The 22,162-nt window shown below is 62.7% G+C and carries 21 protein-coding genes and 1 pseudogene; 13 read left to right on the forward strand and 9 right to left on the reverse strand.

Features of this window, described 5'->3' with window-relative positions:
* Positions 1 to 13 precede the first annotated feature (13 nt).
* Positions 14 to 553 (forward strand): tetratricopeptide repeat protein, encoded by a 540-nt coding sequence (locus tag AC0NIE_RS12345; RefSeq protein ID WP_473489032.1) that lies wholly within the window; start codon positions 14 to 16, stop codon positions 551 to 553.
* A gap of 285 nt (positions 554 to 838) precedes the next feature.
* Positions 839 to 1,312: a transcription elongation factor GreA gene (gene greA, locus AC0NIE_RS12350; RefSeq protein WP_095491538.1), complete on the forward strand. Its 474-nt coding sequence runs from the start codon at positions 839 to 841 to the stop codon at positions 1,310 to 1,312.
* Between the two features lie 261 nt (positions 1,313 to 1,573).
* On the opposite strand, the gene waaC is transcribed toward greA, so the two are convergent.
* Genes waaC through rfaD form a run of 3 tightly spaced genes read right to left on the reverse strand, consistent with a single transcriptional unit; the run spans position 1,574 to position 4,487 of the window.
* Entirely contained in the window at positions 1,574 to 2,560 is a 987-nt protein-coding gene (waaC, locus tag AC0NIE_RS12355; protein WP_473489031.1) for a lipopolysaccharide heptosyltransferase I, read from the reverse strand.
* On the reverse strand, positions 2,557 to 3,564 hold the full coding sequence (gene waaF, locus AC0NIE_RS12360) for a lipopolysaccharide heptosyltransferase II (protein WP_473489030.1): 1,008 nt from the start codon (positions 3,562 to 3,564) through the stop codon (positions 2,557 to 2,559). The genes waaC and waaF overlap by 4 nt, the downstream gene beginning before the upstream one ends.
* Positions 3,537 to 4,487, reverse strand: a complete 951-nt coding sequence (gene rfaD / locus AC0NIE_RS12365) for an ADP-glyceromanno-heptose 6-epimerase (protein WP_123148400.1) — start codon at positions 4,485 to 4,487, stop codon at positions 3,537 to 3,539. Before rfaD ends, waaF begins: the two co-directional genes overlap by 28 nt.
* Positions 4,488 to 4,653: 166 nt before the next feature.
* On the opposite strand from rfaD, the gene AC0NIE_RS12370 reads away from it, so the two are divergent.
* The 4 genes from AC0NIE_RS12370 (at position 4,654) to AC0NIE_RS12385 (ending at position 8,166) form a co-directional block, all read left to right on the forward strand.
* Positions 4,654 to 5,286, forward strand: coding sequence for a LysE family translocator (locus AC0NIE_RS12370; protein WP_473489029.1), 633 nt, complete (start codon positions 4,654 to 4,656; stop codon positions 5,284 to 5,286).
* Positions 5,287 to 5,437: 151 nt separating this feature from the next.
* Positions 5,438 to 6,928, forward strand: coding sequence for a D-glycero-beta-D-manno-heptose-7-phosphate kinase (rfaE1, locus tag AC0NIE_RS12375; RefSeq protein ID WP_473489028.1), 1,491 nt, complete (start codon positions 5,438 to 5,440; stop codon positions 6,926 to 6,928).
* A 7-nt stretch (positions 6,929 to 6,935) separates the two neighbouring features.
* Positions 6,936 to 7,508, forward strand: coding sequence for a D-sedoheptulose-7-phosphate isomerase (locus AC0NIE_RS12380; RefSeq protein ID WP_095491532.1), 573 nt, complete (start codon positions 6,936 to 6,938; stop codon positions 7,506 to 7,508).
* Complete coding sequence (locus AC0NIE_RS12385; RefSeq protein ID WP_473489027.1) at positions 7,501 to 8,166, forward strand: D-glycero-alpha-D-manno-heptose-1,7-bisphosphate 7-phosphatase; 666 nt, start codon at positions 7,501 to 7,503, stop codon at positions 8,164 to 8,166. Before AC0NIE_RS12380 ends, AC0NIE_RS12385 begins: the two co-directional genes overlap by 8 nt.
* Here the strand turns inward: AC0NIE_RS12385 and AC0NIE_RS12390 are convergent.
* The gene (locus AC0NIE_RS12390; RefSeq protein WP_095491530.1) at positions 8,163 to 8,648 is read right to left on the reverse strand and encodes an Lrp/AsnC family transcriptional regulator; all 486 of its coding nucleotides are present in this window, start codon (positions 8,646 to 8,648) and stop codon (positions 8,163 to 8,165) included. The genes AC0NIE_RS12385 and AC0NIE_RS12390 overlap by 4 nt on opposite strands.
* Before the next feature lie 258 nt (positions 8,649 to 8,906).
* Here AC0NIE_RS12390 and trxB point away from each other — a divergent pair, with 258 nt between their 5' ends.
* Positions 8,907 to 9,881: a thioredoxin-disulfide reductase gene (gene trxB, locus AC0NIE_RS12395; protein ID WP_123148546.1), complete on the forward strand. Its 975-nt coding sequence runs from the start codon at positions 8,907 to 8,909 to the stop codon at positions 9,879 to 9,881.
* Positions 9,882 to 9,953: 72 nt separating this feature from the next.
* Positions 9,954 to 10,850: a LysR family transcriptional regulator gene (locus AC0NIE_RS12400; RefSeq protein WP_023799796.1), complete on the forward strand. Its 897-nt coding sequence runs from the start codon at positions 9,954 to 9,956 to the stop codon at positions 10,848 to 10,850.
* Between the two features lie 295 nt (positions 10,851 to 11,145).
* Here AC0NIE_RS12400 and AC0NIE_RS12405 read toward each other — a convergent pair whose 3' ends face one another.
* Positions 11,146 to 11,643 carry a methyltransferase family protein gene (locus AC0NIE_RS12405; RefSeq protein WP_473489026.1) on the reverse strand — a complete coding sequence of 166 codons (498 nt, stop codon included), beginning with the start codon at positions 11,641 to 11,643 and terminating at the stop codon, positions 11,146 to 11,148.
* 965 nt (positions 11,644 to 12,608) lie between these two features.
* The gene (locus tag AC0NIE_RS12410; RefSeq protein WP_473489025.1) at positions 12,609 to 14,660 is read right to left on the reverse strand and encodes an elongation factor G; all 2,052 of its coding nucleotides are present in this window, start codon (positions 14,658 to 14,660) and stop codon (positions 12,609 to 12,611) included.
* Between the two features lie 360 nt (positions 14,661 to 15,020).
* Between AC0NIE_RS12410 and AC0NIE_RS12415 the strand changes: the two genes are divergently transcribed.
* Positions 15,021 to 15,428: a (R)-mandelonitrile lyase gene (locus tag AC0NIE_RS12415; protein WP_473489024.1), complete on the forward strand. Its 408-nt coding sequence runs from the start codon at positions 15,021 to 15,023 to the stop codon at positions 15,426 to 15,428.
* A 55-nt stretch (positions 15,429 to 15,483) separates the two neighbouring features.
* A complete protein-coding gene (locus AC0NIE_RS12420; RefSeq protein ID WP_473489023.1) occupies positions 15,484 to 17,001 on the forward strand; it encodes a DHA2 family efflux MFS transporter permease subunit in 1,518 nt (505 codons plus the stop codon).
* Positions 17,002 to 17,070: 69 nt separating this feature from the next.
* On the opposite strand, the gene AC0NIE_RS12425 is transcribed toward AC0NIE_RS12420, so the two are convergent.
* The gene (locus AC0NIE_RS12425) at positions 17,071 to 18,273 is read right to left on the reverse strand and encodes a pyridoxal phosphate-dependent aminotransferase (RefSeq protein ID WP_473489022.1); all 1,203 of its coding nucleotides are present in this window, start codon (positions 18,271 to 18,273) and stop codon (positions 17,071 to 17,073) included.
* Positions 18,274 to 18,479: 206 nt separating this feature from the next.
* Between AC0NIE_RS12425 and AC0NIE_RS12430 the strand changes: the two genes are divergently transcribed.
* The 3 genes from AC0NIE_RS12430 to AC0NIE_RS12440 all read left to right on the forward strand — a co-directional run bounded on the left by AC0NIE_RS12430 (position 18,480) and on the right by AC0NIE_RS12440 (position 20,961).
* Positions 18,480 to 19,373, forward strand: a complete 894-nt coding sequence (locus AC0NIE_RS12430) for an EAL domain-containing protein (RefSeq protein WP_473489021.1) — start codon at positions 18,480 to 18,482, stop codon at positions 19,371 to 19,373.
* Positions 19,370 to 20,224: an EAL domain-containing protein gene (locus tag AC0NIE_RS12435; protein ID WP_473489020.1), complete on the forward strand. Its 855-nt coding sequence runs from the start codon at positions 19,370 to 19,372 to the stop codon at positions 20,222 to 20,224. The genes AC0NIE_RS12430 and AC0NIE_RS12435 overlap by 4 nt, the downstream gene beginning before the upstream one ends.
* 125 nt (positions 20,225 to 20,349) lie before the next feature.
* Positions 20,350 to 20,961, forward strand: a complete 612-nt coding sequence (locus AC0NIE_RS12440; protein ID WP_473489019.1) for a glutathione S-transferase family protein — start codon at positions 20,350 to 20,352, stop codon at positions 20,959 to 20,961.
* 233 nt (positions 20,962 to 21,194) lie between these two features.
* Here the strand turns inward: AC0NIE_RS12440 and AC0NIE_RS12445 are convergent.
* Both AC0NIE_RS12445 and AC0NIE_RS12450 read right to left on the reverse strand, forming a co-directional pair.
* Positions 21,195 to 21,396 (reverse strand): annotated as a pseudogene (locus AC0NIE_RS12445) (hypothetical protein).
* Between the two features lie 259 nt (positions 21,397 to 21,655).
* Positions 21,656 to 21,868 carry a cold-shock protein gene (locus AC0NIE_RS12450; RefSeq protein WP_023678332.1) on the reverse strand — a complete coding sequence of 71 codons (213 nt, stop codon included), beginning with the start codon at positions 21,866 to 21,868 and terminating at the stop codon, positions 21,656 to 21,658.
* Between the last annotated feature and the right edge of the window lie 294 nt (positions 21,869 to 22,162).

The raw sequence follows: 22,162 nt of genomic DNA on the forward strand, positions 1-22,162 counted from the left end.
CAAGGAGGGTTCGATGCGCAGACGATTGCTGATCCAGGTTCTGGCGGTTGCCGCCCTGCCGCTGTTTGCTGTTCCAGTGTTTTCGGCCGGTGAAGGTGGAGGCGGTGGCGATGGCAGCCAGACGACACAGTGCAAGAAAGGCATGGTCTGGGACAAGAAGCTGAAGAAATGCGTGGCACCCAAGCAAGGCATGCTGGACGACGACAACATCTATGAAGCCGGCCGCGCGCTGGCGATGGCCGGACGTTATGACGAGGCGATCGTCGTACTCAGCCTGGCTGCGGACAAGAAAGACCCTCGCATCCTCAACTATCTCGGCTACTCGCATCGCCATTCCGGACGTGTCACCGTCGGCCTCGGCTATTACGAGGAAGCGCTGCGCATCGATCCTGATTACACGCTGGTACGTGAATATCTCGGCGAGGCGCATCTGCAGATCGGCGATCTCGACGGTGCCCAGGAACAGCTCCGCGAGATCGAGAAGCGCACCGGCAAGGGATCTCGTGAATACGGCATGCTGTCTGAGCAGATAGACCGTTTCACGAAGAGCTGATTTGAAGCCCAAACACTCCTCACACCGGCTGTGAGCAATCGCAGCCGGTTTTTTGTTTGCCGCTCGCCCTGCCTGCCGCGCGGCCGTTACGGCATTTCTACAAATGGCGCGTGAATTTTTCAAAACTGATTTTTTGGCGTGAAAAACCCACGAAGATTGCTATATTGGGGGAAATTGCGGTGACACGGTTCCGTTAGCCCGAGGCTGCCGGACCGTTTTCTTTTTGTACCCATCGACAAGGTCGCTCCCGGAATGCGGGGGCGGCGGCAGGAAAGGTCAGGCGTCATGAACAAGGTCCCGATGACAGGCGAGGGGTTCGCGTCATTGAAGGAAGAACTGCGCTGGCGCCAGCAGGAAGAGCGGCCGCGCATCATCGAAGCGATCTCCGAAGCGCGCTCGCATGGCGATCTTTCCGAAAATGCCGAGTACCACGCGGCGAAAGAGGCGCACAGCCTCAATGAGGGCCGCGTCAACGAGCTTGAGGACTTCATCGCCCGGGCCGAAGTGATCGACATCACCAAGCTCAGCGGCGAAAAGGTCAAGTTCGGCGCGACCGTGGTGCTGGTCGACGAGGACACGGAAGAGAAGAAGACCTACCAGATCGTCGGCGACCAGGAAGCGGACGTGAAGTCCGGCCGCATCTCGATCTCCTCGCCGATCGCGCGGGCGCTGATCGGCAAGGAAGTCGGCGATGCGATCGAGGTCAACGCGCCAGGCGGTGCACGGGGCTATGAGATCGTCCAGGTGCAGTTCATTTAGGGTAAAGCGGGCAGGATTGTTCCTGAATCGCGCTGTTTTAACCCGACGATTGCGCTGCCCCTCATCGCCCTGCCGGGCACTTCTCCCCGTATAGTGACGGGGAGAAGGACGCCGTCACCGACGGTTTCGCCAATTGTCAGCGTTGCAGATAGGCGCCGAGTTCGCGTCCAGCCCCCTTCTCCCCGTCACTATACGGGGAGAAGGTGCCGGCAGGCGGATGAGGGGCGGCGCCGGCCTTTCCATTTGGATTGATTCAATAAATCAACGCCTTCCGGCTGCCAGATCATGCACGTGGCGCTCCAGCAACTTCTCTGCCTCAGCCAACACCTCCTCAGGCGTAACGCGGCCGCCGGGCGCGGCCAGCAGCGTTGACGAGAACGGTCCGCGCGGGCCGGTCAGGCCGGGTTCTGTCGCCAGAAACACGGCGACCGTCGGCAGGCCGAAGGCGCTGGCGAGGTGGGTGAGGCCGGTGTCGGCGCCGATGACCAGCGCCGACCGGCCGATGATCGCGGCGATCTCAGAAAGCAGTGATTTCGGCACCAGCACGGTTTGCGGGACGGCCTCGGCGATCGCCTCGGCAACCGCCTTTTCACTGTCGTTAGACCAGGTGGTGACCGGCGTCATTCCTCTTTCCACGAGAAGCCGGGCAGTTTCGATCCAGTCGCTGACCGGCCATTTCTTGTCCTCGCGGCTGGTGCCGTGCAGCAGGAAGGCGGTTTTTTCGCCGACAAAGGTCGAACCGCCGGCCGGCGGCACGATGCCGGACTCGAGCCCGGAAAAATCCGTTTCATAACCGAGCGCCAGCCCGAACAGCCGCCTGGTGCGTTCGATGGCGTGCAGATCGCGCGGCACAGCATAGCGCCGGTCGTAGAACAAAGTCGCCGAAGGCTCGCGGGCGCTCGACCGGTCGAAGCCGGCGATCGGCGCCGCAGCCAGTTTTGCCACCAGGGCCGACTTCAGCAATCCTTGCGCGTCGATGACGAGATCGTAGCGGCAATCTCGCAAGGCGCTGCGCAGTGGCGCCGCCTCGCGCCATGTGCTGCGGCCGAGCGGGCTTGTGCGCCAGCGCCGGATCGCCACGGTGTGAATGGTTGCGATCGCCGGATGCAGCGCCACGATGCCGGCAAAAGCCTCTTCCACACACCAGTCGAACGACACATCCGGCTGGTTGCGGCGCGCATCCTCGACGGCCGGAAAGGTGTGGATTACGTCACCCATCGAGGATGTCTTGACGATGAGCACCTTCATGCGGCGGCCGGCAGTTCCAGCAGCCGTTCCGCTGCTGCCGCGACCTGTGCCACCTCAAGCGTGTTCAGGCAGTTGAGATGGCCGAGCGGACAGATCTTCCGGTGGCAGGGCGAACAGGACAGGCCGAGCCAGACCAGTTCGCGCTGCTCGGTGAGTGGCGGCGTATTCTGCGGCGAGGTTGAGCCGTAGACGGCTACGATCGGCGTGCCGACCGCGGCGGCGACATGCATCAGCCCACTATCGTTCGACACCGCAAGCCTGGCCGCGGCGATCAGGTCGATGGCGTCCTCCAGCCGCGTCTGGCCGGCGAGGTCGACAACGCCTGGGGCAAGCGTGGCGATTTCCGCCGTAACGTCGGCGTCGTTCTTCGATCCGAACAGCGCGACCTCAAAACCTTTCGCCATCATGTCGAGGGCAAGGCTGGCATAGCGTTCGCTCGGCCAGCGCTTGGCCGGGCCGAATTCGGCGCCGGGCATCAGCGCGACGAATTTTTCCGCCTCCAGCCCGAAGCGACCCAGCAATGCCGCCTGGTTTTTCGTGTCGACAGCGAGCTTGGGAGCACGGAACGTGCCGCCTTGCGCGAGGCCGAAATAGGCCTGCGCCGTGCGCCGTTTCACATTGTCGGGCAAGGGGACGATATCGGTCAGCAGCCCGTAGCGCATCTCCTTGAGATGGCCGACGCGGCGCGGAATGCGGGCAAAGAACGGGACAAGCGCCGACTTCCAGCTTCCAGGCATGACATAGGCGATGTCGTAGTGGCCGCGCAGCCGTCGGCCGAAGCGCCTGCGGATGCGGAATTCCAGCGCGCCGGATTTCAGCGGCAGATCGATCTGCTGGCGTATTTCGGGCATGCGCTTGACCAGTGGCGCCGCCCATGCCGGGGCCAGCACGTCGATCGCGGCGTTCGGGTGAAGCTCTCTCAGCGCCGAGAACAGGCACTGCGCCATCACCATGTCGCCCACCCAGCGTGGGCCGATTACGAGGATCGCTGGGCTTTCAGCCATTCGACATAGTCTCTGACGCCGGTTTCCACTGTGCGGAACTGACCATTGTAACCGGCGGCGCGCAACCGGGACATATCAGCTTGCGTAAAACTCTGGTAGCTGCCCTTGAGGTGGTCTGGGAAGTCGATGAACTCGATCTCGCCTTTGCCCAGCGTGCCGATCACCGTTTCGGCAATGGCGCGGAACGGCTGGGCACGGCCGGTGCCGCAGTTGAAGATGCCGCTTGAGCCCCGTTTCCACAACCACAGGTTGACGTCGGCAACGTCGCCGACATGGATGAAATCGCGGCTCTGCTCGCCAGGTCCAAAACCGTCATAGGCGCCGAACAGTTTCGGGTTCTGGCCTTGCTCGACTTGGTTGAACAGGTGGAAGGCGACCGAGGCCATGGTGCCCTTGTGCGCCTCGCGTGGCCCATAGACGTTGAAATAGCGCAGGCCCGCCACCGGCGAATGGTCGGTATCGAAGACGGTGCGGCGGACGTAGTCGTCGAACAGCTTCTTTGAATAGGCATAGACATTGAGCGGGCGTTCGCATTCCGGCTCCTCGCGAAACTCGGCTCCGCCGCCATAGACCGAGGCTGAGGAGGCATAGAGGAAAGGCACCCGCAGCGCCAGGCAGGCATGCAGCAGCCGCTTCGAATAAGCGTAGTTCACCTCCATCATGAACTTGCCGTTCCATTCGGTGGTGGTCGAGCAGGCGCCCTGGTGGAAGACGGCCTCGATGCGGCCGAGGTCTCCGGCCTCCATCCGCGGCAGGAAATCGTCCTTGTCGAGGTAATCGGCGATCTGCAGGTCGGCGAGATTGGCGATCTTGTGGCCGTCGGTCAGGTCGTCGACGACGAGGATGTCGCTGATCCCTTCGGCGTTAAGGGCGGCGACGATGTTGGAGCCGATCATGCCGGCGCCGCCCGTGACGATGATCATGAAAGCCTCTGGTATCTTGTGCCGATTCCGGCCCTTATAGGGGAGGCTGGCGGGGCTGTCGATAAAGCAGGTCGCAATCCGGCGGCTGGGTGAGCGTCACAGTGCCGCCGCAAAGCTTTCGCTTCAGTCGGCGATCCACCGGCGAAGCGCGACAGGAGCAAGGATAATGCCGTCGACCGAACTGCTTATCGCCTTCTTCGCCACCACGGCGATCTTCGCCTACATTCCCGGTCCGGCGATGCTTTACGCTGCTGCGCAAACCATGGCGCGCGGCCGCTGGTCCGGCCTGACGGCGGCGTTGGGGATCCATCTTGGCGGCTATGTGCACGTCGTCGCCGCCGCTGCCGGGTTGTCCATGCTTTTCCACGCCGTACCGACGCTCTACATCGCAGTCAAGCTGGCTGGCGCGCTCTATCTGATCTGGCTGGGTGTGTCGCTGTTCCGCGCCAGGGCGCAAGACGATACTGTTATCTCAGGCATTGAGCCGAAATCCGCCAGCCGCGCCTTTTTCGAGAGTATCACCGTCGAGGTGCTCAATCCCAAGACTGCAATCTTCTTCATGGCGTTCCTGCCGCAATTCATCGACGCGTCGGCGACGTTTCCCGTCTGGCTCCAATTCCTCGTCCTCGGGACGATCGTCAATCTGATGTTCTCCTCGGCGGATGTCATGTGCGTGGTGCTGGCGGGTGCGCTGATCACCAGGCTACGGCGTTCGAGCCACGCACAGCGCCTCATGCGGCGTGCGGGCGGTGCGGTGCTCGTCGGATTGGGCGTCCATGTGGCTTTGCAGAAAAGCTGATCCGCCAACCGGCGATGGCTGTGGGCCGTTCGGTGCCTGCCGTTGCGCTGAGCCGAATTGCGGTATATCGGCTTCGCCATGAACGATCAGCCCTGCCAGTCCAGCGTTTTCACAGCATCGGGACCGGCTCTCATTGCACGTCGCGGATGACATGAGCGAGCAATACCTGCCTTCTCCCGAACCCCTTCACCGCGCCATCTCGCGGTTCGGCAACGTCACGGTGCTGGTGGTCGGCGACTTCATCCGCGACCGTTTCGTCAACGGCGTCATCGAGCGGATTTCGCCGGAAGCGCCCATTCCGGTGCTGCGCGGGCGTGGCGAAACGTCGGCGATGGGCGGCGCCGGCAATGTCGTCGCCAACATCGTCTCGCTCGGCGCTGCCGCGATACCGGTCTCGGTGATCGGCGCCGATCAGGCCGGCGACAATCTCATGCGCATGCTCGCCGAGTTTGGTGTCGACACTGGCGGCCTCGCGCAGGATGCGAACCGCATGACGTCGTCGAAAAGCCGGTTCAGTGCGCTCAACCAGCAGGTGCTGCGCTTCGACGAAGAGGAAATCAAGCCGCTGGGCGACGCTGAGCGGGCAACGCTGGTCCGGCATTTCCGCGCCGCGCTCGCGCAAGCCGACATCGTTATCCTGTCCGACTACGGCAAGGGCATATTGCTCGACGGCATCGCCGGCGAGCTGATCTCGATCTGCCGCGAGGCGGGAAGGCCGGTTCTGGTCGATCCCAAGGGTCGCGACTATGCTTGCTATGCCGGGGCGACGGCGATCACGCCCAATCGCAAGGAACTTGGCGAGGCGGTTGGACGCGTGGTGTTTGCCGATGACGAGATCGTGGCCGCGGCGCGTGAGCTGATCTCGGCACACGGCTTCGATTTCGTGGTCGCGACGCGCAGCGAAAAGGGCATGAGCGTCGTCGGCGCGGACGATGCCCGCCACATTGCCACGCAGGCGCGGGAAGTGTTCGACGTTTCCGGCGCCGGCGACACTGTCATTGCGACGTTTGCGTTAGCTCTTGCCGCGGGCGCCGACCGCATCATGGCCGCCGCCATCGCCAACGCGGCGGGCGGGGTGGTGGTGGGAAAGCGCGGTACCGCGCGGCTGACGGTCGAAGAGCTTACCGGGGCGCTGTTTCGCTCGCATGGACCGATTGCCCACAAGGATGCAATTCTCGATGCCGCTGCCGCTGCACGGCTGGTGGCGACGTGGAAGGACGAAGGCCTGAGCGTCGGTTTCACCAATGGCTGCTTCGATATCCTTCACGCCGGCCATGTCAGCCTTTTGCATGCGGCGCGCAGCCAATGCGACCGGCTGGTTCTCGGCCTCAACAGCGATGCCTCGGTGCGCCGGCTGAAAGGGCCAGGGCGCCCGGTCAACGACGAGCATGACCGGGCCTGCGTGCTGGCGGCGCTTGCCTCGGTCGATGCCGTCGTCGTCTTCGAGGAGGACACGCCGCTCGCGCTGATCGAGGCGCTCAAGCCCGACATACTGGTCAAGGGCGCCGACTACACGATCGATCAGGTGGTCGGCGCCGAAATCGTGCAAAAGGCGGGCGGCCGCGTCGTGCTGGTCGATCTCGTCGCCGGCAAGAGCACCACCGGCACCATCGGCAAGTTGCGCGCCGGCAGTACAAACTGAGGGTTTCATGTCCGAACTGAACGAATACCTGGTCCGCTCGGCGGCCGCGATCACCGCGATGGTCGAGCGCGACCTCACCGGCGAGATGGAGCGGGCGGTTACCGCCGTCGTCGCCGCGCTTTCGCACGGCAAGGCGCTGCTGATCTGCGGCAATGGCGGCTCGGCCAGCGATGCCATCCATATCGCCGGTGAACTGGTCGGCCGCTTCCTGAAGGAGCGCAAGGCCTACAACGTCATCGCGCTGCCGGCCAATGCGGCGGTGCTGACCGCGTGGGGCAATGATTACGGCTTCGACACGGTGTTTTCACGCCAGGTCGAGGCGCATGGCTCTGCTGGTGCCGTGCTGCTCGCCATCTCGACCAGCGGCAACTCGGCCAGCATCCTTGCCGCTGCCGAGCAGGCGCGCACGATGGACATGACGGTGATCAGCCTGACCGGCGACACCGGCGGCAAGCTCAAGCCGCTCTCCGACATCCTGCTCAACGTGCCCTCGACCTCGACGCCGATCATCCAGCAGGGGCATCTGTGCCTCTATCATCATCTGTGCGAAATGGTCGAAGCGCGCCTCTGTGATGGCTGATAGGGACGCTGTCAGGACCTCGCAGCCGTACCCGCTCGAAGAGCCGGGCCTGTGGGTCGAGCGGATTGGTACCTCGGTTTTTGCAGCTGGCACGCCGGCGCTGTTTCTCGACCGGGACGGCACCATGAATGTCGATAGCGGTTATCCCAGCGATCCGGCTGACATCGTGCTGCGGCCGGCGATGCTGCCGGTGATCCGAACGGCCAACATCGTAGGCCTTCCTGCGATCGTGGTCTCCAACCAATCAGGTATAGCCCGCGGCTATTTCGGCTGGCCGGAGTTCGCCGCAGTCAATGCTCGGCTGCTGACACTTCTCGAAGCACAGAATTGCCGGATCGATCTGGTGCTCGCCTGCGCCTACCATTCGAGCGGGACGGGTGAACTGGCAGTAGGCGATCATCCGATGCGCAAGCCCAATCCGGGCATGCTTCTGCGCGCCCGCGATCTGCTGGGCGTGGATATCAGCCGGTCAATCATCGTCGGCGACAAGGCCGATGACATGGAGGCCGGACGGCGAGCCGGGCTATGGGAGGGCTGGTTGGTGCACGGCAGATCCAATCGGACTTCTAGCGATGGCATGTTCACGACGCGCAAACTGACGACCGGTAACGATCACAGCAAACTCTGCGACGCCATCGCCGAATTCGGCCGGGATTAGATTCTCACTTCGCTGAAAGCCACCAGGCCCTCGTCCTTGACGCGACGGATGGTCAGTGCCGTCCGCACCGTGTCGACATTCGGCGCCGATGCCAGTTCCTCGATGACGAAGGTCTGGAAGGCGCCGAGGTCGCTCGCCACGCAATGCAGCAAAAAGTCGGATTCGCCCGACACCATCCAGGCGTCGCGAACGATCGGCCAACCGCGGGTGCGTTCGGCGAAGGTTTTCAGCTCCGCGTCGGCCTGGTGATGCAGGCCGATAAGGCAGAAGGCGACGACATCCAGGCCGAGCGCCGGCGCATTGAGCAAGGCGCGATAGCCGCGGATGATGCCGGTCTCTTCCAACCGCCTGACGCGACGCAGGCATGGCGGCGCCGAAATGCCGACGCGGCCGGACAGCTCGACATTGGTCATGCGCCCGTCTTGCTGCAGCTCGCGCAGGATTTTCCAGTCGATGGCATCGAGATCGGCTTTGAGCGGCATGGATACCTTCGGCGCTTCACGCAAGAATCTTTCGTAATTTTGTAATTAAACGACTTTGGTGTCCATTCCATCCCTTCAGTCGCTGATTTTCGGACAGTCGCCGCGCAAGATGTTCATGGATCGTCTGTTTGCGGGCAAGCTTTCCGGGGACGAAGGCCAGGTCGTCTTGCTGGCGTCGCCTGCAACACCTAGATTAGGGCCGATATCGAACCCTGTGCCGGACGCTTCATTCGCGTCCGGTTTTGTGAAAGCCCGTCCATGATCACCAAGCACGCACCCGTTCTCATCATCGGTTCCGGCCCCGCCGGCTATACGGCGGCAATCTACGCCGCCCGCGCCATGCTGAAGCCGATGCTGGTCGCCGGGCTGCAGCAGGGCGGCCAGCTGGTGATCACCACCGACGTCGAAAACTATCCGGGCTTCGCCGATCCGATCCAGGGTCCGTGGCTGATGGAACAAATGTTGAAGCAGGCCGAGCATGTCGGCACCGACGTCATCAATGACATCATCACCGAAGTCGACCTCAATGTGCGGCCGTTCCGTGCCAAGGGCGATTCCGGCACCACCTATACCGCCGACGCGCTGATCATCGCCACCGGTGCGCAGGCGAAATGGCTGGGCATCCCGAGCGAACAGACCTTCATGGGCTTCGGCGTATCGGCCTGCGCCACCTGCGACGGCTTCTTCTATCGCGGCAAGGATGTCGCGGTGATCGGCGGCGGCAATTCGGCGGTGGAGGAGGCGCTCTACCTTTCCAACCTGGCAAAGAGCGTGACGGTCATCCACCGGCGCAGCGACTTCCGCGCCGAGCGCATCCTTAGCGAGCGGCTGTTCAAGAAGGACAATATCCGCGTCATCTGGGACACCGTCGTCGACGAGATCACCGGCCAGTCCGGCAAGACGCCGCTGCCGCCGTCGGTGGAAGGGCTGAAGCTGCGCAATGTGGTGACCGGCCAGGAGATGCATCTGACGGTCGACGGCGTGTTCGTGGCGATCGGCCATGCGCCGGCAGTCGAGCTGTTCGCCGGCAAGCTGAAGCAGAAGCCGAACGGCTATCTGTGGACGGCGCCGGATTCGACCTGCACCGACGTGCCGGGCGTGTTCGCCGCCGGCGACGTGACCGACGACATCTACCGCCAGGCGGTGACGGCGGCGGGGCTCGGCTGCATGGCCGCGCTCGAGGCGGAAAAGTACCTCGCCGGGATCGAAGTTCACCGCGAAGCGGCGGAGTAAGGAAGCGGCCGAGAAAAGCCGCGCAAAAGCCTGATTTTTCATTCAGACGCCAGAAAACAGAACGGGGGCATCATGGCGTTGGACTGGGACAAGCTACGCGTGTTTCACGCTGCGGCGGAAGCTGGGTCGTTCACCCATGCCGCCGAGACACTGCATCTGTCGCAATCGGCGATCTCGCGGCAGGTCAGCGCGCTCGAACATGACGTCGGCGTGCCGCTGTTCAATCGCCATGCCCGCGGCCTGGTGTTGACCGAGCAGGGTGAGATGCTGTTCCGCACGGCGCATGACGTGCTGATGAAGCTGGAGACGATCAAATCGCGGCTGACCGAGGCCAAGGACCGGCCCTCCGGCGTGCTCAGGGTGACGACCACGGTAGGGCTCGGTGCCGGCTGGCTGACCGAGCGCGTGCAGGAATTCATCGAGCTCTATCCTGAGATCAGCCTGCAGTTGATCCTGGCGAACGAGGAACTCGACCTCACCATGCGCCGAGCGGATTGCGCGATCCGGCTGCGCCAGCCGCAGCAGCCCGATCTCATCCAGCGCCGCCTGTTCACCGTGCATTTCCATCTCTACGCCGCCCCTTCTTACGTCAACAAGTATGGCAAGCCGGCGTCGATCGCCGAGTTGAAGAGCCATCGCATCGTCACCTTCGGCGTGCCGGTGCCGGCGCATTTGTCGGAATTGAACTGGCTGGAAACGGTCGGCGATTTCGAAGGCGGGCAGAGGGTGCCGACGCTGCAGATCAACGACATATTGTCGATCAAGCGCGCGGTTCAGGGTGGTGCCGGCATCGCCATGCTGCCCGACTATGTGGTCAGCAAGGACTCAGGGCTGGTGCAGTTGCTGCCGGAGACCGAAGTGCCGTCCTTCGACACCTATTTCGCTTATCCCGATGCGATGAAGAACCAGGCGAAACTGCACGTCTTCCGCGATTTTATCATCGCCAAGGCGCGCAGCTGGTCGTTCTAAAGCGCGTCGCGTTTGAACGGATACATGCGACGCGCTTAGGTTCTTGTCATTATGCATGTCGTTATCCCAAAACCGCTGCGCCCCTCGGGTCAAGCCCTGGGTCAAGCCCGAGGGCAAGCTTTTGGGCGACACGCATTAGGTGTTTGATGCCGGCCTGCGAATGGCGGGTTCCTGCGCTTCCGGTACTTACGGACCCGATGTCCGCTCCGTTCCGTTTCTCGGAACCCACCATTCTCGACTCGGCCTGACCTGAATCTCAACACAGCCTGAAACGGCGCCATCTCCGCTTTCCGGCTCACCCGCGCCATGGCGTCAGGCGGGGCAGCCAGCCGGGGACGGCGCGGCGGTAGGCCTCGTAGTCGGCGCCATAGCGGCGAGCAAGCGTCGGTTCCTCGTAGAACTTCACGAAGGAGACCATGGCGATGGCGGCGATAGCGGCATAGGCGACGAGAGCCCAGCTCGAAAACAGCAGCGCCTGGCCAAGGATGATCGCCAGCACCGCCACATACATCGGGTTGCGGACATGGCGGTAGATGCCGCCGACAACCAGTCGCTCGGTTGGCGCGACCGGGGCGGGCGTGCCCCGGCCTTCGAGGGAAAAACGGGCGAAAGCATGAAGCAGCAAGGCCGCTGCGACGACAATCAGGACCCAGCCGACGGGGACCAAGCCGGGCCGGGTCGACCATGGCAGACGATAGCGATCGGTCAACAGCCAGGGCAGCAATCCCGCGACCACGCCGGGCGCTGCGATGAAGAATAGCGCGCTGCCGACGATCGCCTGATGTGTCCTCATTGAGGCTTCCTTCTAAAGCGCGTCGCGTCTGAAGGATTCAAAGGGATTCATGCGACGCGCTTTCAGTTCTTGTTTTTATGCACGTCGTTGTCCCAAAACCGCTGCGCACCCTCGGGTCGGGCCCGAGGGCATGCTTTTGGGCGACATGCATTAGAGCGGCGTGCGCCCGCTTGGACGCACAAATACGCTTTAGCACTTTGGATCTGCGCACCGTGCTTTCCGAACATCGATGCCAATTTTCGGGCCGATGCGCGGCTGCTGCAAAAATAAACGCGTGCTGCCTGATTCGACGTCATTCGTTGTTTCTGCATTCCGGGCCGAGAATTGGCTCTGATTCGCTATTTCGCGATGGTTTTTGCCTGGCTGTGCACCGCATTTCGACGATTCTGCTGGTCCTACGGGGCCAAGGAATGGGTTAGACCACAGCCTGTGTCATTTTGCATGCGTGTGTTGCAAAATAGATGCTTGTTTCTTGGGCATGATGAGCACATATATAGATCATCTCCTGGGCGCGTTCTCCTCCCATTAGCGCCCTCGAGTGTTCCCCTCTGGAGGTTAGCCTTAACAGGCACTTCCAATCAAACTCAGCCGGATCTTCATTGATCCGGCTTTTTTGTTGCCTGAAACCTGCTGGCGCCCAGGGAAAGCCGACCGAAATTGTCACGTAACAGTGACATGTAACCTCAGGTAACATATCCTAGGCGCCTATCATCGACTAAGCAGATCATAGGACGCGGTGTGGTTCGTGCGGGAGATGGGGGCATCACTCGGACGATCCGGGCTCAGGCGGCTACCGCGTCCGAACCATTCTTCCGCTGAGGCCGTCAGGCGGCTGGCGGCATGTGCGGCGGACCTGCCGTTTTCGCCTCCCACGAAGACGGTCCGCAAGGAAACGGCGTCCGGATCACTCCGGACGCCGTTCCCCTGTGTTCTGCAGCCTGCGATACTGGCGTCAAAATCCAGTATCAGGCGGCCTTGCCATTGGCGTTCAACGCCTCATCGGCCAGGCGACCGGTGAGTTCGGCCATATGGTCGAAGGTGGCACGATAGCTGGCCACGCCCGCGGTGGCCGAACGCAACTCGATGATCAGGTCGCCGATTTCGGCCTGCGGCATGGTCGCCTCGACGACATCCCATCCCGGCCAGCCGGGCCGCGCATCGTAGCCGAGGATCTGGCCGCGCCGCTGCGGGATCAGGGCGATGATCCTCGACGTGGCGTCGGACGGCGTGACGATCTCGACCTTCATGATAGGTTCGAGCAGCACTGGCGAGCAGGCGGCCATGCCTTCCTTCATCGCCAGCTTCGCCGCCATCTGGAAGGCCATGTCCGACGAATCGACGGCATGATAGGAGCCGTCGGACAGGTTGACCGCGACATCGACCACCGGAAAGCCGAGCGGGCCGGATTTCAGATAATCGCGCACGCCGGTCTCGACCGACTGGATATAGGTTTTCGGCACGGCGCCGCCGGTGATGGTGTCGGTGAACTGGAAGCCGGAGCCGCGCGGCAGCGGCTTGATCTCGATGACCACGTCGCCGAACTGGCCATGGCCGCCCGACTGCTTCTTGTGGCGGCCACGCTGCTGCGCGGTTTTGCGGATCGTCTCGCGATAAGGCACCGCCGGCGGATGACCTTCGACCGGGATCTGGTTCTTGCCTTCCAGCCGCTCGCGCACGACGCGCAGATGCATCTCGCCATGGCCCGACAGCACGGTTTCGGCCGAATCCTGATTGTGGCGCAGGCTGAGCGAGGGATCTTCTTCGGCAAGGCGCTGGATGGCCGCGGACATCTTCACCTCGTCCTTGCGTTCCTTCGGCCGCAGCGCGAAGGCGAAGACCGGTTGCGGCGGCGCCAGCGTCACCAGCGGCTTGATGCCGCCCTTGGCCGAGCTCAGCGTCTGACCGGTCGTGACGTCGTCCAGCTTGCCGAGCGCGACCGTGTCGCCGACCTTGGCCGAGGTGAGCTTGGTCTGGTCCTTGCCGAGCATCCTGTAGATGCCGGAGACCTTTGCCGTGGCGCCATTCGAAAGGAACAGCTCGGAGGCGTCGGCAAGCTGGCCGGACAGGATGCGCGAGACCGACAGCTTGCCGCCATGCGCAGTATGGATGGTCTTCATCACCTGGACTACGGTCGTATTGCCGTCAGGTGCACCGAGGCGCTTGCGCGTTGCTTCAACATCAGGCGCGTCGTGGCGGATCGTCTTTAGAAGCCGCAGCACACCATTGCCCTTCTCGGCGGTGCCGATCAGCACCGGCGTCACCGCGCCGTCACGCAGGTCGGCGGCGAGGTCGTCGAAGATCGCGTCCTTCGGCGGCTCGATCTCTTCGAGGAGCTGCTCCATCAACTGGTCGTCATGGTCGGCAAGTGTCTCCAGCATGGAAAAGCGCGCCTCCAGCTCGCGCGCCTTGTCGTCGCTGGGAATCTGGGCGGCCTCGCTTTCGGCATATTCGCGATAGATGTAGGCGCGCTCCAGAGCGAGATCGATCGAGCCGATGACGACACCGTTCTTGCGCAGCGGAATCTGGCGAAGCAGCAACGGCGCCGAGCTTGCCGGCTGCAGCATCTTCAGCGTGTCGCGCACGCCTGATATCGCCTTATCGACCTTGTTGAGGAACATGATGCGCGGCACGCCGAGATCGTCGAGCTTGCGCATGATCAGCTGCAGGGCAGGGATCTTCTTCGCGTCGGCTTCAGCGACGACCACGGCGATGTCGCAGGCGGCAAGCACCGGCTCTGCCTCGAAAGAGAATTCGATGGAACCGGGACAATCGACGAAGGTGAGTTGCTCGTCCATGAATTCGGTGGTCGCAAAGGTCGCCTCGACGCTCATGGCGTGGGCGCGTGCCTCGGGCGAATGATCGGAAACGGTATTTCCCGAGGAAACGGGATTCTGGCGGGGAATGGCGCCCGTGCGGGCCAATATGGCTTCGAGAAGTGTCGTCTTACCGCTTGCAAAGGGACCGACTATGGCAATGCATTTCGGTCCCGTGCGTCGTCCTCCGGCGCGAGTTCCCATGACTGACCTCCACTCAGGCGTTTCCCTGGGAGCGGCGGCCGGCCTGTCGACCGTCGCGGGCGGGGCTTTTTTCAGTTTGCCACCTACCCAAAGGCATCGTCCCACGGGTTAGCCGGGAGGGCAAGTGATTTGAGAATCGGGGATTTGAGGATCGCCTGATGTCGCGGATGTTGAGCCGTGATCGGCGAAGCCGTTGGATGCGAGCCTAGCCTCCTTTCAAATCCCGCGACAGAGCCCGTCGCCGAACAGCCGCAAAAGCGGTTGCGCCATGATGGTTATCGGACGAAAGTGCCTGCTTCTTGCGACAAAAAGGAACGGCCGTCGCCGACCGATCCGCCATCAGCTTGAGGACTCGCGACGATGAAAATCATTGCCTGCGGCATCGTGCCGACCGTCATTGCGCCGGAAAAGTACTTCACCGGACGTGTGTGGCAGACGCCGATCATCGAGAAGGAAGCGCCAGCGCGCCTGCGCGCCATCATCGTCAGTTTCGAGCCCGGCGCGCGTACCCATTGGCATACGCATCCGCTGGGCCAGACGCTCTATGTCATATCAGGCGCCGGCCTCGCGCAAAGCTGGGGCGAGCCGGTACAGGCGATCAGGGCCGGCGACGTCATTTCGTTCGCGCCTGATGAAAAGCACTGGCATGGCGCCGGCCCGAAATCGGCGATGGCGCATATCGCCATGCAGGAGGCGCTCGACGGCGTCCATGCCGACTGGCTGGAGACGGTGACAGACGAGCAGTATGGCGGCGTTGATCGGACCTAAAAGCGCGTGGCGTCCGATCATTAGAGGATTTTCCATACTCAGGTTTGGAGTCGACATGTCGAAGCGTCGCTTGCCTCTTGTTGCCGCCGTCTATCTCGGCACATTCGTCGCACTGCTCGACATCAGCATCGTCAACGTCGCCCTGCCGACGATCCAGCTTGCGCTCGGCATCGATTTCGCAGGGCTGCAATGGGTGATCGACGCCTACACGCTTTGCCTGTCGGCCTTCATGCTGTCGGCAGGCCTGATCGCTGACCGCTACGGGCGCAAGCGCTCCTGGCTGGCAGGGATCGGCATTTTCGTGGCCGGTTCCGCCATATGTGCAATCGCGCCCAACCTGCCGGTGCTGCTGGTGGGCCGGGTGGTGCAAGGGATAGCCGGATCGCTGATCATTCCGGGTGCGCTGTCGATTCTGACGCAGGCGTTTCCCGACGGTCGCGAGCGTGCCGGCGTTATCGGAGGCTGGGCGTCGTTCGCAGCTGTCTCGCTGCTCGCCGGCCCGGTCCTCGGCGGCATCCTGGTCGAAACCGCCGGATGGCAGAGCATTTTCCTGATCAACCTGCCGCTCGGCCTGGCCACGATCGTGCTCGGTGCGGCTTCGATCGTAGAGACTTCACACCCCGAGCATGCCCATCTCGACCTTGTCGGCCTGGCGCTTAGCATTCTGTGGCTGGGCGCCTTGACCTTCGGCCTGATCTCGGCAGGCGAAAAAGGTTGGGGCGATCGAGAGGCTGTTATCGCCCTTGTCGTCGGCTTCGCTGGCCTAGTGGCATTCCTTGTCTTCGAGGCACGCACGCCGCGGCCGATGCTGCCGCTTGGCCTGTTCCGCGACATTCGCTTTGCCGTCGCCAATGTCGCCTCGTTCGCGCTCGGCCTCACCTCCTACACCGGCGTCTTCCTCTATTCGATGTTCCTGCAGCAGGCACAGGGCTGGTCGCCGACACAGACCGGCCTGCGCATGGCGCCGCTGTTCCTTGTCCAAATGGTCGTGTCGCCGGCGATCGGCAGGCTTAGTCAGCGCTACGGACACTCGGCGCTGATGACATCTGGCTATCTTGCGAGCGGTCTTTCCATGCTGGGCATGTGCTGGGCTGGACCCTCGACACCCTATGTGACGATCGGCCTGCTGTTTGCCGTCGGCGGCCTCGGCAATGCGCTGTCCATCCCGACCGGCAGCGCTGCCGCGATGTCGTTTGCGCCGCGCGAGCGTTCGGGCATGGTGTCGGCGGTGATCAACGCAACCCGCCAGGGCGGCACCGCTATCGGCATCGCCCTGCTCGGCGCCTTGATGAGCATGCGGGCAACAGCCCTGCTGACGGCGCATCTTGAAAATGCCGGTGTCGCCAATGCCGGAGCGGTGGCCCGCGCCGCCGTTTCAAGGTACGATTTCGCAGCCGATGCGGCGATGGGCAAGGACGGCCTGCGCGATCTGTTCGCAGCCGCCTATGCCGGCGGTTTCCATGCGGCGATGCTGACGGCGGCCATCGTTTCGTTTGTCACGGCCGGGCTTCTGGTCGCCGTTCTGGCGCCGGCCGAGGCACGTTCGGCACGCGAAACCAATCAGCAGGGATGAGGCTGGTGCCTATCGCCACCAAAACCCGGCTCGCGGCCGGGTTTTGGTATTCGGGAACGATACGGCTGATCAGGTCAGCGAGGCGGTGAAGCGCTGGATGCGCGTGCAGGCCTCTTCGAGCAACGCCTCCGATGTGGCGTAGGAGATGCGGAAGTTCGGGCCGAGGCCGAAGGCCGAGCCGAACACGACCGCCACGCCTTCGGCCTCGAGCAGCTCCGAGCAGAAGGCTTCGTCGTTGTCGATCACCTTGCCGGCTTTGGTCTTCTTGCCGATCAACTGGGCGCAGGACGGATAGACATAGAAGGCACCTTCCGGCGACGGGCATGTGATGCCGCGCGCCTGATTGAGCATCGACACGACGAGATCGCGCCGAGCCTGGAAGATCGCCTTGTTTTTTGCAATGAAATCCTGCGGACCGTTCAGCGCCTCCACCGATGCCCACTGGGCAATGGTACAGGCGCCGGAGGTCTGCTGGCCCTGGATCATATCCATCGCCTTGATCAGCGCCACGGGCCCGGCCGCATAGCCGATGCGCCAGCCGGTCATGGCATAGGCCTTCGACACGCCGTTCATCGTCAGCGTGCGCTCATAAAGCTTCGGCTCGACCTCGGCGATGGTCCTGAAGACGAAATCGCCGTAGATCAGGTGCTCGTACATGTCGTCGGTCAGCACCCAGACATGGGGATGTTCGAGCAGCACGTCGGCCAGCGCGCGCAATTCAGCCTCGGTGTAGGCGGCGCCCGACGGGTTCGACGGTGAGTTCATCAACAGCCATTTGGTGCGCGACGTGATCGCCTTTTCCAACGCCGCCGCCGTCAGCTTGAAGCCGTTGTCGATGGAGGTGTCGGCAAATGCCGGGGTGCCGCCGCAGATCGCCACCATCTCGGGATAGCTGACCCAGTACGGCCTCGGAATGATGACCTCGTCGCCGGGATTCAGCGTCGCCATAAAGGCATTGAACAGGATCTGCTTGCCGCCGGTGCCGACGATGGTCTGCTCCGGCCGGTAGTCGAGATTGTTCTCCCGCTTGAATTTTTTGGCGATCGCCTCGCGCAGCGGCACGATGCCGGAAACCGGAGGATATTTCGTTTCGCCGCGGCGGATAGCCTCGATCGCAGCGTTCTTGATGTTGTCCGGCGTGTCGAAGTCCGGTTCGCCGGCACCCAGCCCGATCACGTCACGGCCGGCGTTTTTCAGCTCGCGCGCTTTCTGCGTCACTGCGATGGTCGCGGAAGGCTTTACGCGGGAAAGGGCGTCGGCAAGAAAGGCCATGACGGCGTTGTCTCCTTGTAGGCTTAGGCGGTCCGTCCGACCGCGGCGCTTCTCATGTCGCATCATTCCGCCAAGCGCAAGCATTGTCGGATGAGCCAGATCTCGAACCCCGGCAAATCCGGCAACAATAAATTCACCTACAGGCGGTAAAACCCCGAGTGGCTGGATCCACGACCCATTCCGCCAGTCTCGCAGAGCGAGGAACCGTGTCGCGCAGCATCGAGCATGCCCATATCGTCCGTCATGACGACGGCACCGCCAGCGGTGTCTGGGGCATCTATACGCTGCAGAGCGCTTTCCAGCCGATCTTCGCCTTCAGCAACGGCAAATTGTCCGTCACCGGATTCGAGGGGCTGATCCGGCCGTTCCGCGACGGCGAGCCGCAGTCGCCGGTGAGCTTTTTCAACACCTGTCCGACGGTCGACCGCCTGCATATCGAGGCGCTGACAAGGACGCTGCATCTTTTGAACGCCGGCGCTTGCCTGCCGCAAGAGGCATCCATCTTCATCAACTTCGATCCGTCGGTGTTCACCGACCGCAGCATCGCCGACAAGGCGCTGCGCGACATGCGGCTGGTGCTGCATGAGGCTGAGATCGATGCGAACCGCGTCGTCTGCGAGGTGACCGAGCAAAAATCAGCGTCGCAGGAAACGCTCTACAATTTCGTCGAGGCACTCAGGGCCAACGGGTTTCGCATAGCCGTCGACGACTACGGCGCCGACGAGTCCGACATCAACCGCATCAAGGAGCTCCGGCCGGACATCGTCAAATTCGATGCCCGCTGGGTCATGCAGCTGATGGAGTCCGGCGCCGGTTTCGCACTGCTGACCGCCATGGTGGCAAGTTTCGAACAGCAAGGCATCCGCACCGTGTTCGAGGGCATAGAGGAGGGCTGGCAGCTTGAACTGGCCGAGAAATCGGGAGCCTCGATGGTGCAGGGATTCGCACTGGCGCGCCCCGAGCTTGCACCGACCAGCTTTCACGCCTTGGGCAAGGACAGGCAGATGCCGGTGACAGTGCCAGATGCCGGCGAGGCGCCTGCGACTGTCTCGCCTTCGCCGCGGCCGAAACGGGCTTTCGGGCGCAAGGCGGTGCCATGACCGGGCGGCCGGACAGGCGGCGCAATGTCGGCGAAGCAATCTTTACCGATGAGGTCGGTATCGAATACGGCGTCTATGGCGCGTTCCGGTTGAGAAGCGCCTATCAGCCGATTTTTGCCCCGCGCGGCAGGTTTTTGAAGGCCGTCGCGGTCGAGGGCCTGATCGAGCCGCACCGCGCCGGCAGGTCGGTCGCGCCGCGCGCATTTTTCGAGGGCGTCCCCGTGGCGGATCGCCTGTTCGTCGAGACGATGTGCCGGGTGCTGCATCTCCGGAACTTCCGCAACATCGGCGTCGATGGGCTCGACCTGTTCTTCAACTACAATCCGCTGATCAACGATGACCCCGGGCGAGCGCTGGCTGAGATCAGGCTGATGACCAGGCATCTCGCCGAGTTCGATCTGTATCCCGGCATGCTGGTCTGCGAAATCACCGAACAGGCGGCCGACGACAAGGTGCTCGTCAGCCTGGCGCGCGAGATGCGGCGTGACGGCATCCGCATCGCCATCGACGATTTCGGCACCGGGCATTCGACGGAAGAACGGGTCGCGCTTGTCCAGCCCGACATCGTCAAGATCGACGGCACCTGGTTCGCGGAATTCTGCCGCCATGCCGCCGCCGAGCGGTTTTTCCGGCCGCTGGTCTCTGCACTGCACGACCGCGGCACCAAGGTGCTGGTCGAAGGCATCGAGCAATCCACGCATCTGCGCGTCGCGCTGGACGGCGGCGTCGATCTTTTTCAGGGTTTTTACCTTGCCCGGCCGGCGCTGGCCGGCACGCTGTTCGACGAGGAACCGCTATCGATCGACAGGCTGCTTGGCAGGGACAACAACGTCGTGCCGTTGTTTGGGTAATCCATCAGCGGCGCTGATGGTTGCGCCAAAACAAATCACTGGATGAAGCCGTTGCCGCCGGGATAGAGCCTTGAGACCGGACTCAGGCCCCAAGGGCTGTCGTTGCACGAGCGAGCGGAGCGCCAATGACCATACTCTACGGAATGATCGACAGCGGCAATTGCTACAAGCCGCGGCTGTTGATGGGCAAGCTGGGCATGGCCTTCACCAATGTCGAGGTGAGTTCGCATACCGGCGACACGCGCAAGCCGGACTATGTCGCCAAGAACCCGAACGCCATGGTGCCGCTGCTCGAACTTGACGACGGCCGGCGGCTTGCCGAATCCAACGCCATCCTGCTTTATCTCGCCGAAGGCACGCGGTTCCTGCCGGCCGACAGATACGAGCGGGCGCTGGCCTATCAATGGCTGTTCTTCGAGCAGTACAGCCACGAACCCTATATCGCGGTGCGCAAGGCGCTGCTGACCTTTCCCGAACGGGCCAAGGATGCGACGCCGGAACGGCTGGCGGTGACGCTGGAGCGCGGCAACAAGGCGCTCGGCGTGATGAACAAGCACCTGGCGGGCAGTGCGTTCTTTGCCGGTGAGGCATTGAGCGTCGCCGATATCGCGCTCTATGCCTATACGCATACGGCCGAGATGGGCGGTTTTCAGCTCGATGCCTATCCGGCGGTGGCGGCCTGGCTGAAACGGGTCGAGGTCGATCCGGGGCACGTGCCGATGGAATGGCTGCCTTAGTTCTGTCCTCACGCTCGTCGCCGCTTCGCGGCTCGCTCCGGACGGGGCGCTAGCGCACCCCGAAAATCGGAAATAATTTTCGGTAAGGATTGTGCGCAAGATCAAAGTGCTACGCGTCCTTTGCGCGTCCAAAAGGACGCGCGGCTCTGTAGCCGGCGCGACGCCCGGTCGGGCTTGCGGCCTTCGGCCGTGGCGCGTATTTCGGATTGGGTGATGAGGCGTAGCCGTGTGATTCAGAAGGGGCGGGTCTGGCCGGCGCGATGGTCAGCCAAGGCCTGCTCGGCAAGTTTATCCAGCCTGCCGGCCTTGGCGTCGGTTTCGATCTGCCGATCCCATATGTCCGCTTGCAGCGCCTCGAACCAGGCGGCAAAACGCCTTCAGCTCCTCAGGGCTCAGTTCGGCAACGGATTTTTCGATCTGTTCGAGCTTGCTCATAGGCTAAAAATACCATGACTGGAACAATAAGGCCAAGGTGGCTGTTTCATCCGGAATCCGGACAGCAAAAAGGCGGGACATAATCCCGCCTTCCCATGCTTGGTAGCCTGATCGGGAGCGTTTGGTCCGGGCCCACAGCAATCTGCTGCTTCGGCTTGTCGGTGTCTTTCCGCTCCGGTGCGCTTCTCGCGCGACCGTCAGTACATCCGTGACTTGCCGCGCGCCCCGAGCTGTCGCCCGGCGCGCGCCATTCGCAAAATCAGGCTGCCTTGCTCAGAGACCCAGCGGACGACTTGCCAGTGCGGCGGTCCTGCTCGATCTCGAAGTTGATCTTCTGGCCTTCGACCAGGGTCGACAGCCCAGCGCGCTCGACTGCTGAGATGTGGACGAAAACGTCCGCGCCGCCGCTGTCAGGCTGGATGAAGCCGAAACCCTTGGTGGAATTAAACCACTTGACCGTACCTGTTGCCATTTCGATAGTCCTTATACGTTTGCTTTAGCTTGACCGAACCTAAGTCCAGCCGGTTTGTATCGAGATTTTGGGGATAGACGTCAGCAAACGCGAATATCGCGAGGCCCGGATCGATCGGCCGAAATATCAATGGACCTCATATAGTCTGCTTCTCCGCAAAAAACAAGACTGCACGAAAAAAGGTGCTGATGCGGCGCTGCCCAATGGCCGCCCCAATCGCCTGAAAGCCTTGCAACGTCGCGCGTTGCGGAGGGTTGCACCGCTTATCGCGCGTTGCGGGGAAAATCGCGCCGC

Source organism: Mesorhizobium sp. WSM4842 (genome assembly GCF_055901575.1).

Bases quoted from the DNA above. Each gene is read 5' to 3' on its own strand.
- AC0NIE_RS12435 (WP_473489020.1), top strand. From the start codon at position 19,370: ATGACCGGGCGGCCGGACAGGCGGCGCAATGTCGGCGAAGCAATCTTT.
- AC0NIE_RS12450 (WP_023678332.1), bottom strand. From the start codon at position 21,868: ATGGCAACAGGTACGGTCAAGTGGTTTAATTCCACCAAGGGTTTCGGC.
- AC0NIE_RS12405 (WP_473489026.1), bottom strand. From the start codon at position 11,643: ATGAGGACACATCAGGCGATCGTCGGCAGCGCGCTATTCTTCATCGCA.
- AC0NIE_RS12440 (WP_473489019.1), top strand. From the start codon at position 20,350: ATGACCATACTCTACGGAATGATCGACAGCGGCAATTGCTACAAGCCG.
- greA (WP_095491538.1), top strand. From the start codon at position 839: ATGAACAAGGTCCCGATGACAGGCGAGGGGTTCGCGTCATTGAAGGAA.
- AC0NIE_RS12345 (WP_473489032.1), top strand. From the start codon at position 14: ATGCGCAGACGATTGCTGATCCAGGTTCTGGCGGTTGCCGCCCTGCCG.
- AC0NIE_RS12425 (WP_473489022.1), bottom strand. From the start codon at position 18,273: ATGGCCTTTCTTGCCGACGCCCTTTCCCGCGTAAAGCCTTCCGCGACC.
- AC0NIE_RS12410 (WP_473489025.1), bottom strand. From the start codon at position 14,660: ATGGGAACTCGCGCCGGAGGACGACGCACGGGACCGAAATGCATTGCC.
- AC0NIE_RS12385 (WP_473489027.1), top strand. From the start codon at position 7,501: ATGGCTGATAGGGACGCTGTCAGGACCTCGCAGCCGTACCCGCTCGAA.
- rfaE1 (WP_473489028.1), top strand. From the start codon at position 5,438: ATGAGCGAGCAATACCTGCCTTCTCCCGAACCCCTTCACCGCGCCATC.
- AC0NIE_RS12380 (WP_095491532.1), top strand. From the start codon at position 6,936: ATGTCCGAACTGAACGAATACCTGGTCCGCTCGGCGGCCGCGATCACC.
- AC0NIE_RS12400 (WP_023799796.1), top strand. From the start codon at position 9,954: ATGGCGTTGGACTGGGACAAGCTACGCGTGTTTCACGCTGCGGCGGAA.
- rfaD (WP_123148400.1), bottom strand. From the start codon at position 4,487: ATGATCATCGTCACGGGCGGCGCCGGCATGATCGGCTCCAACATCGTC.
- waaC (WP_473489031.1), bottom strand. From the start codon at position 2,560: ATGAAGGTGCTCATCGTCAAGACATCCTCGATGGGTGACGTAATCCAC.
- AC0NIE_RS12415 (WP_473489024.1), top strand. From the start codon at position 15,021: ATGAAAATCATTGCCTGCGGCATCGTGCCGACCGTCATTGCGCCGGAA.
- AC0NIE_RS12370 (WP_473489029.1), top strand. From the start codon at position 4,654: ATGCCGTCGACCGAACTGCTTATCGCCTTCTTCGCCACCACGGCGATC.
- trxB (WP_123148546.1), top strand. From the start codon at position 8,907: ATGATCACCAAGCACGCACCCGTTCTCATCATCGGTTCCGGCCCCGCC.
- AC0NIE_RS12390 (WP_095491530.1), bottom strand. From the start codon at position 8,648: ATGCCGCTCAAAGCCGATCTCGATGCCATCGACTGGAAAATCCTGCGC.
- AC0NIE_RS12420 (WP_473489023.1), top strand. From the start codon at position 15,484: ATGTCGAAGCGTCGCTTGCCTCTTGTTGCCGCCGTCTATCTCGGCACA.
- waaF (WP_473489030.1), bottom strand. From the start codon at position 3,564: ATGGCTGAAAGCCCAGCGATCCTCGTAATCGGCCCACGCTGGGTGGGC.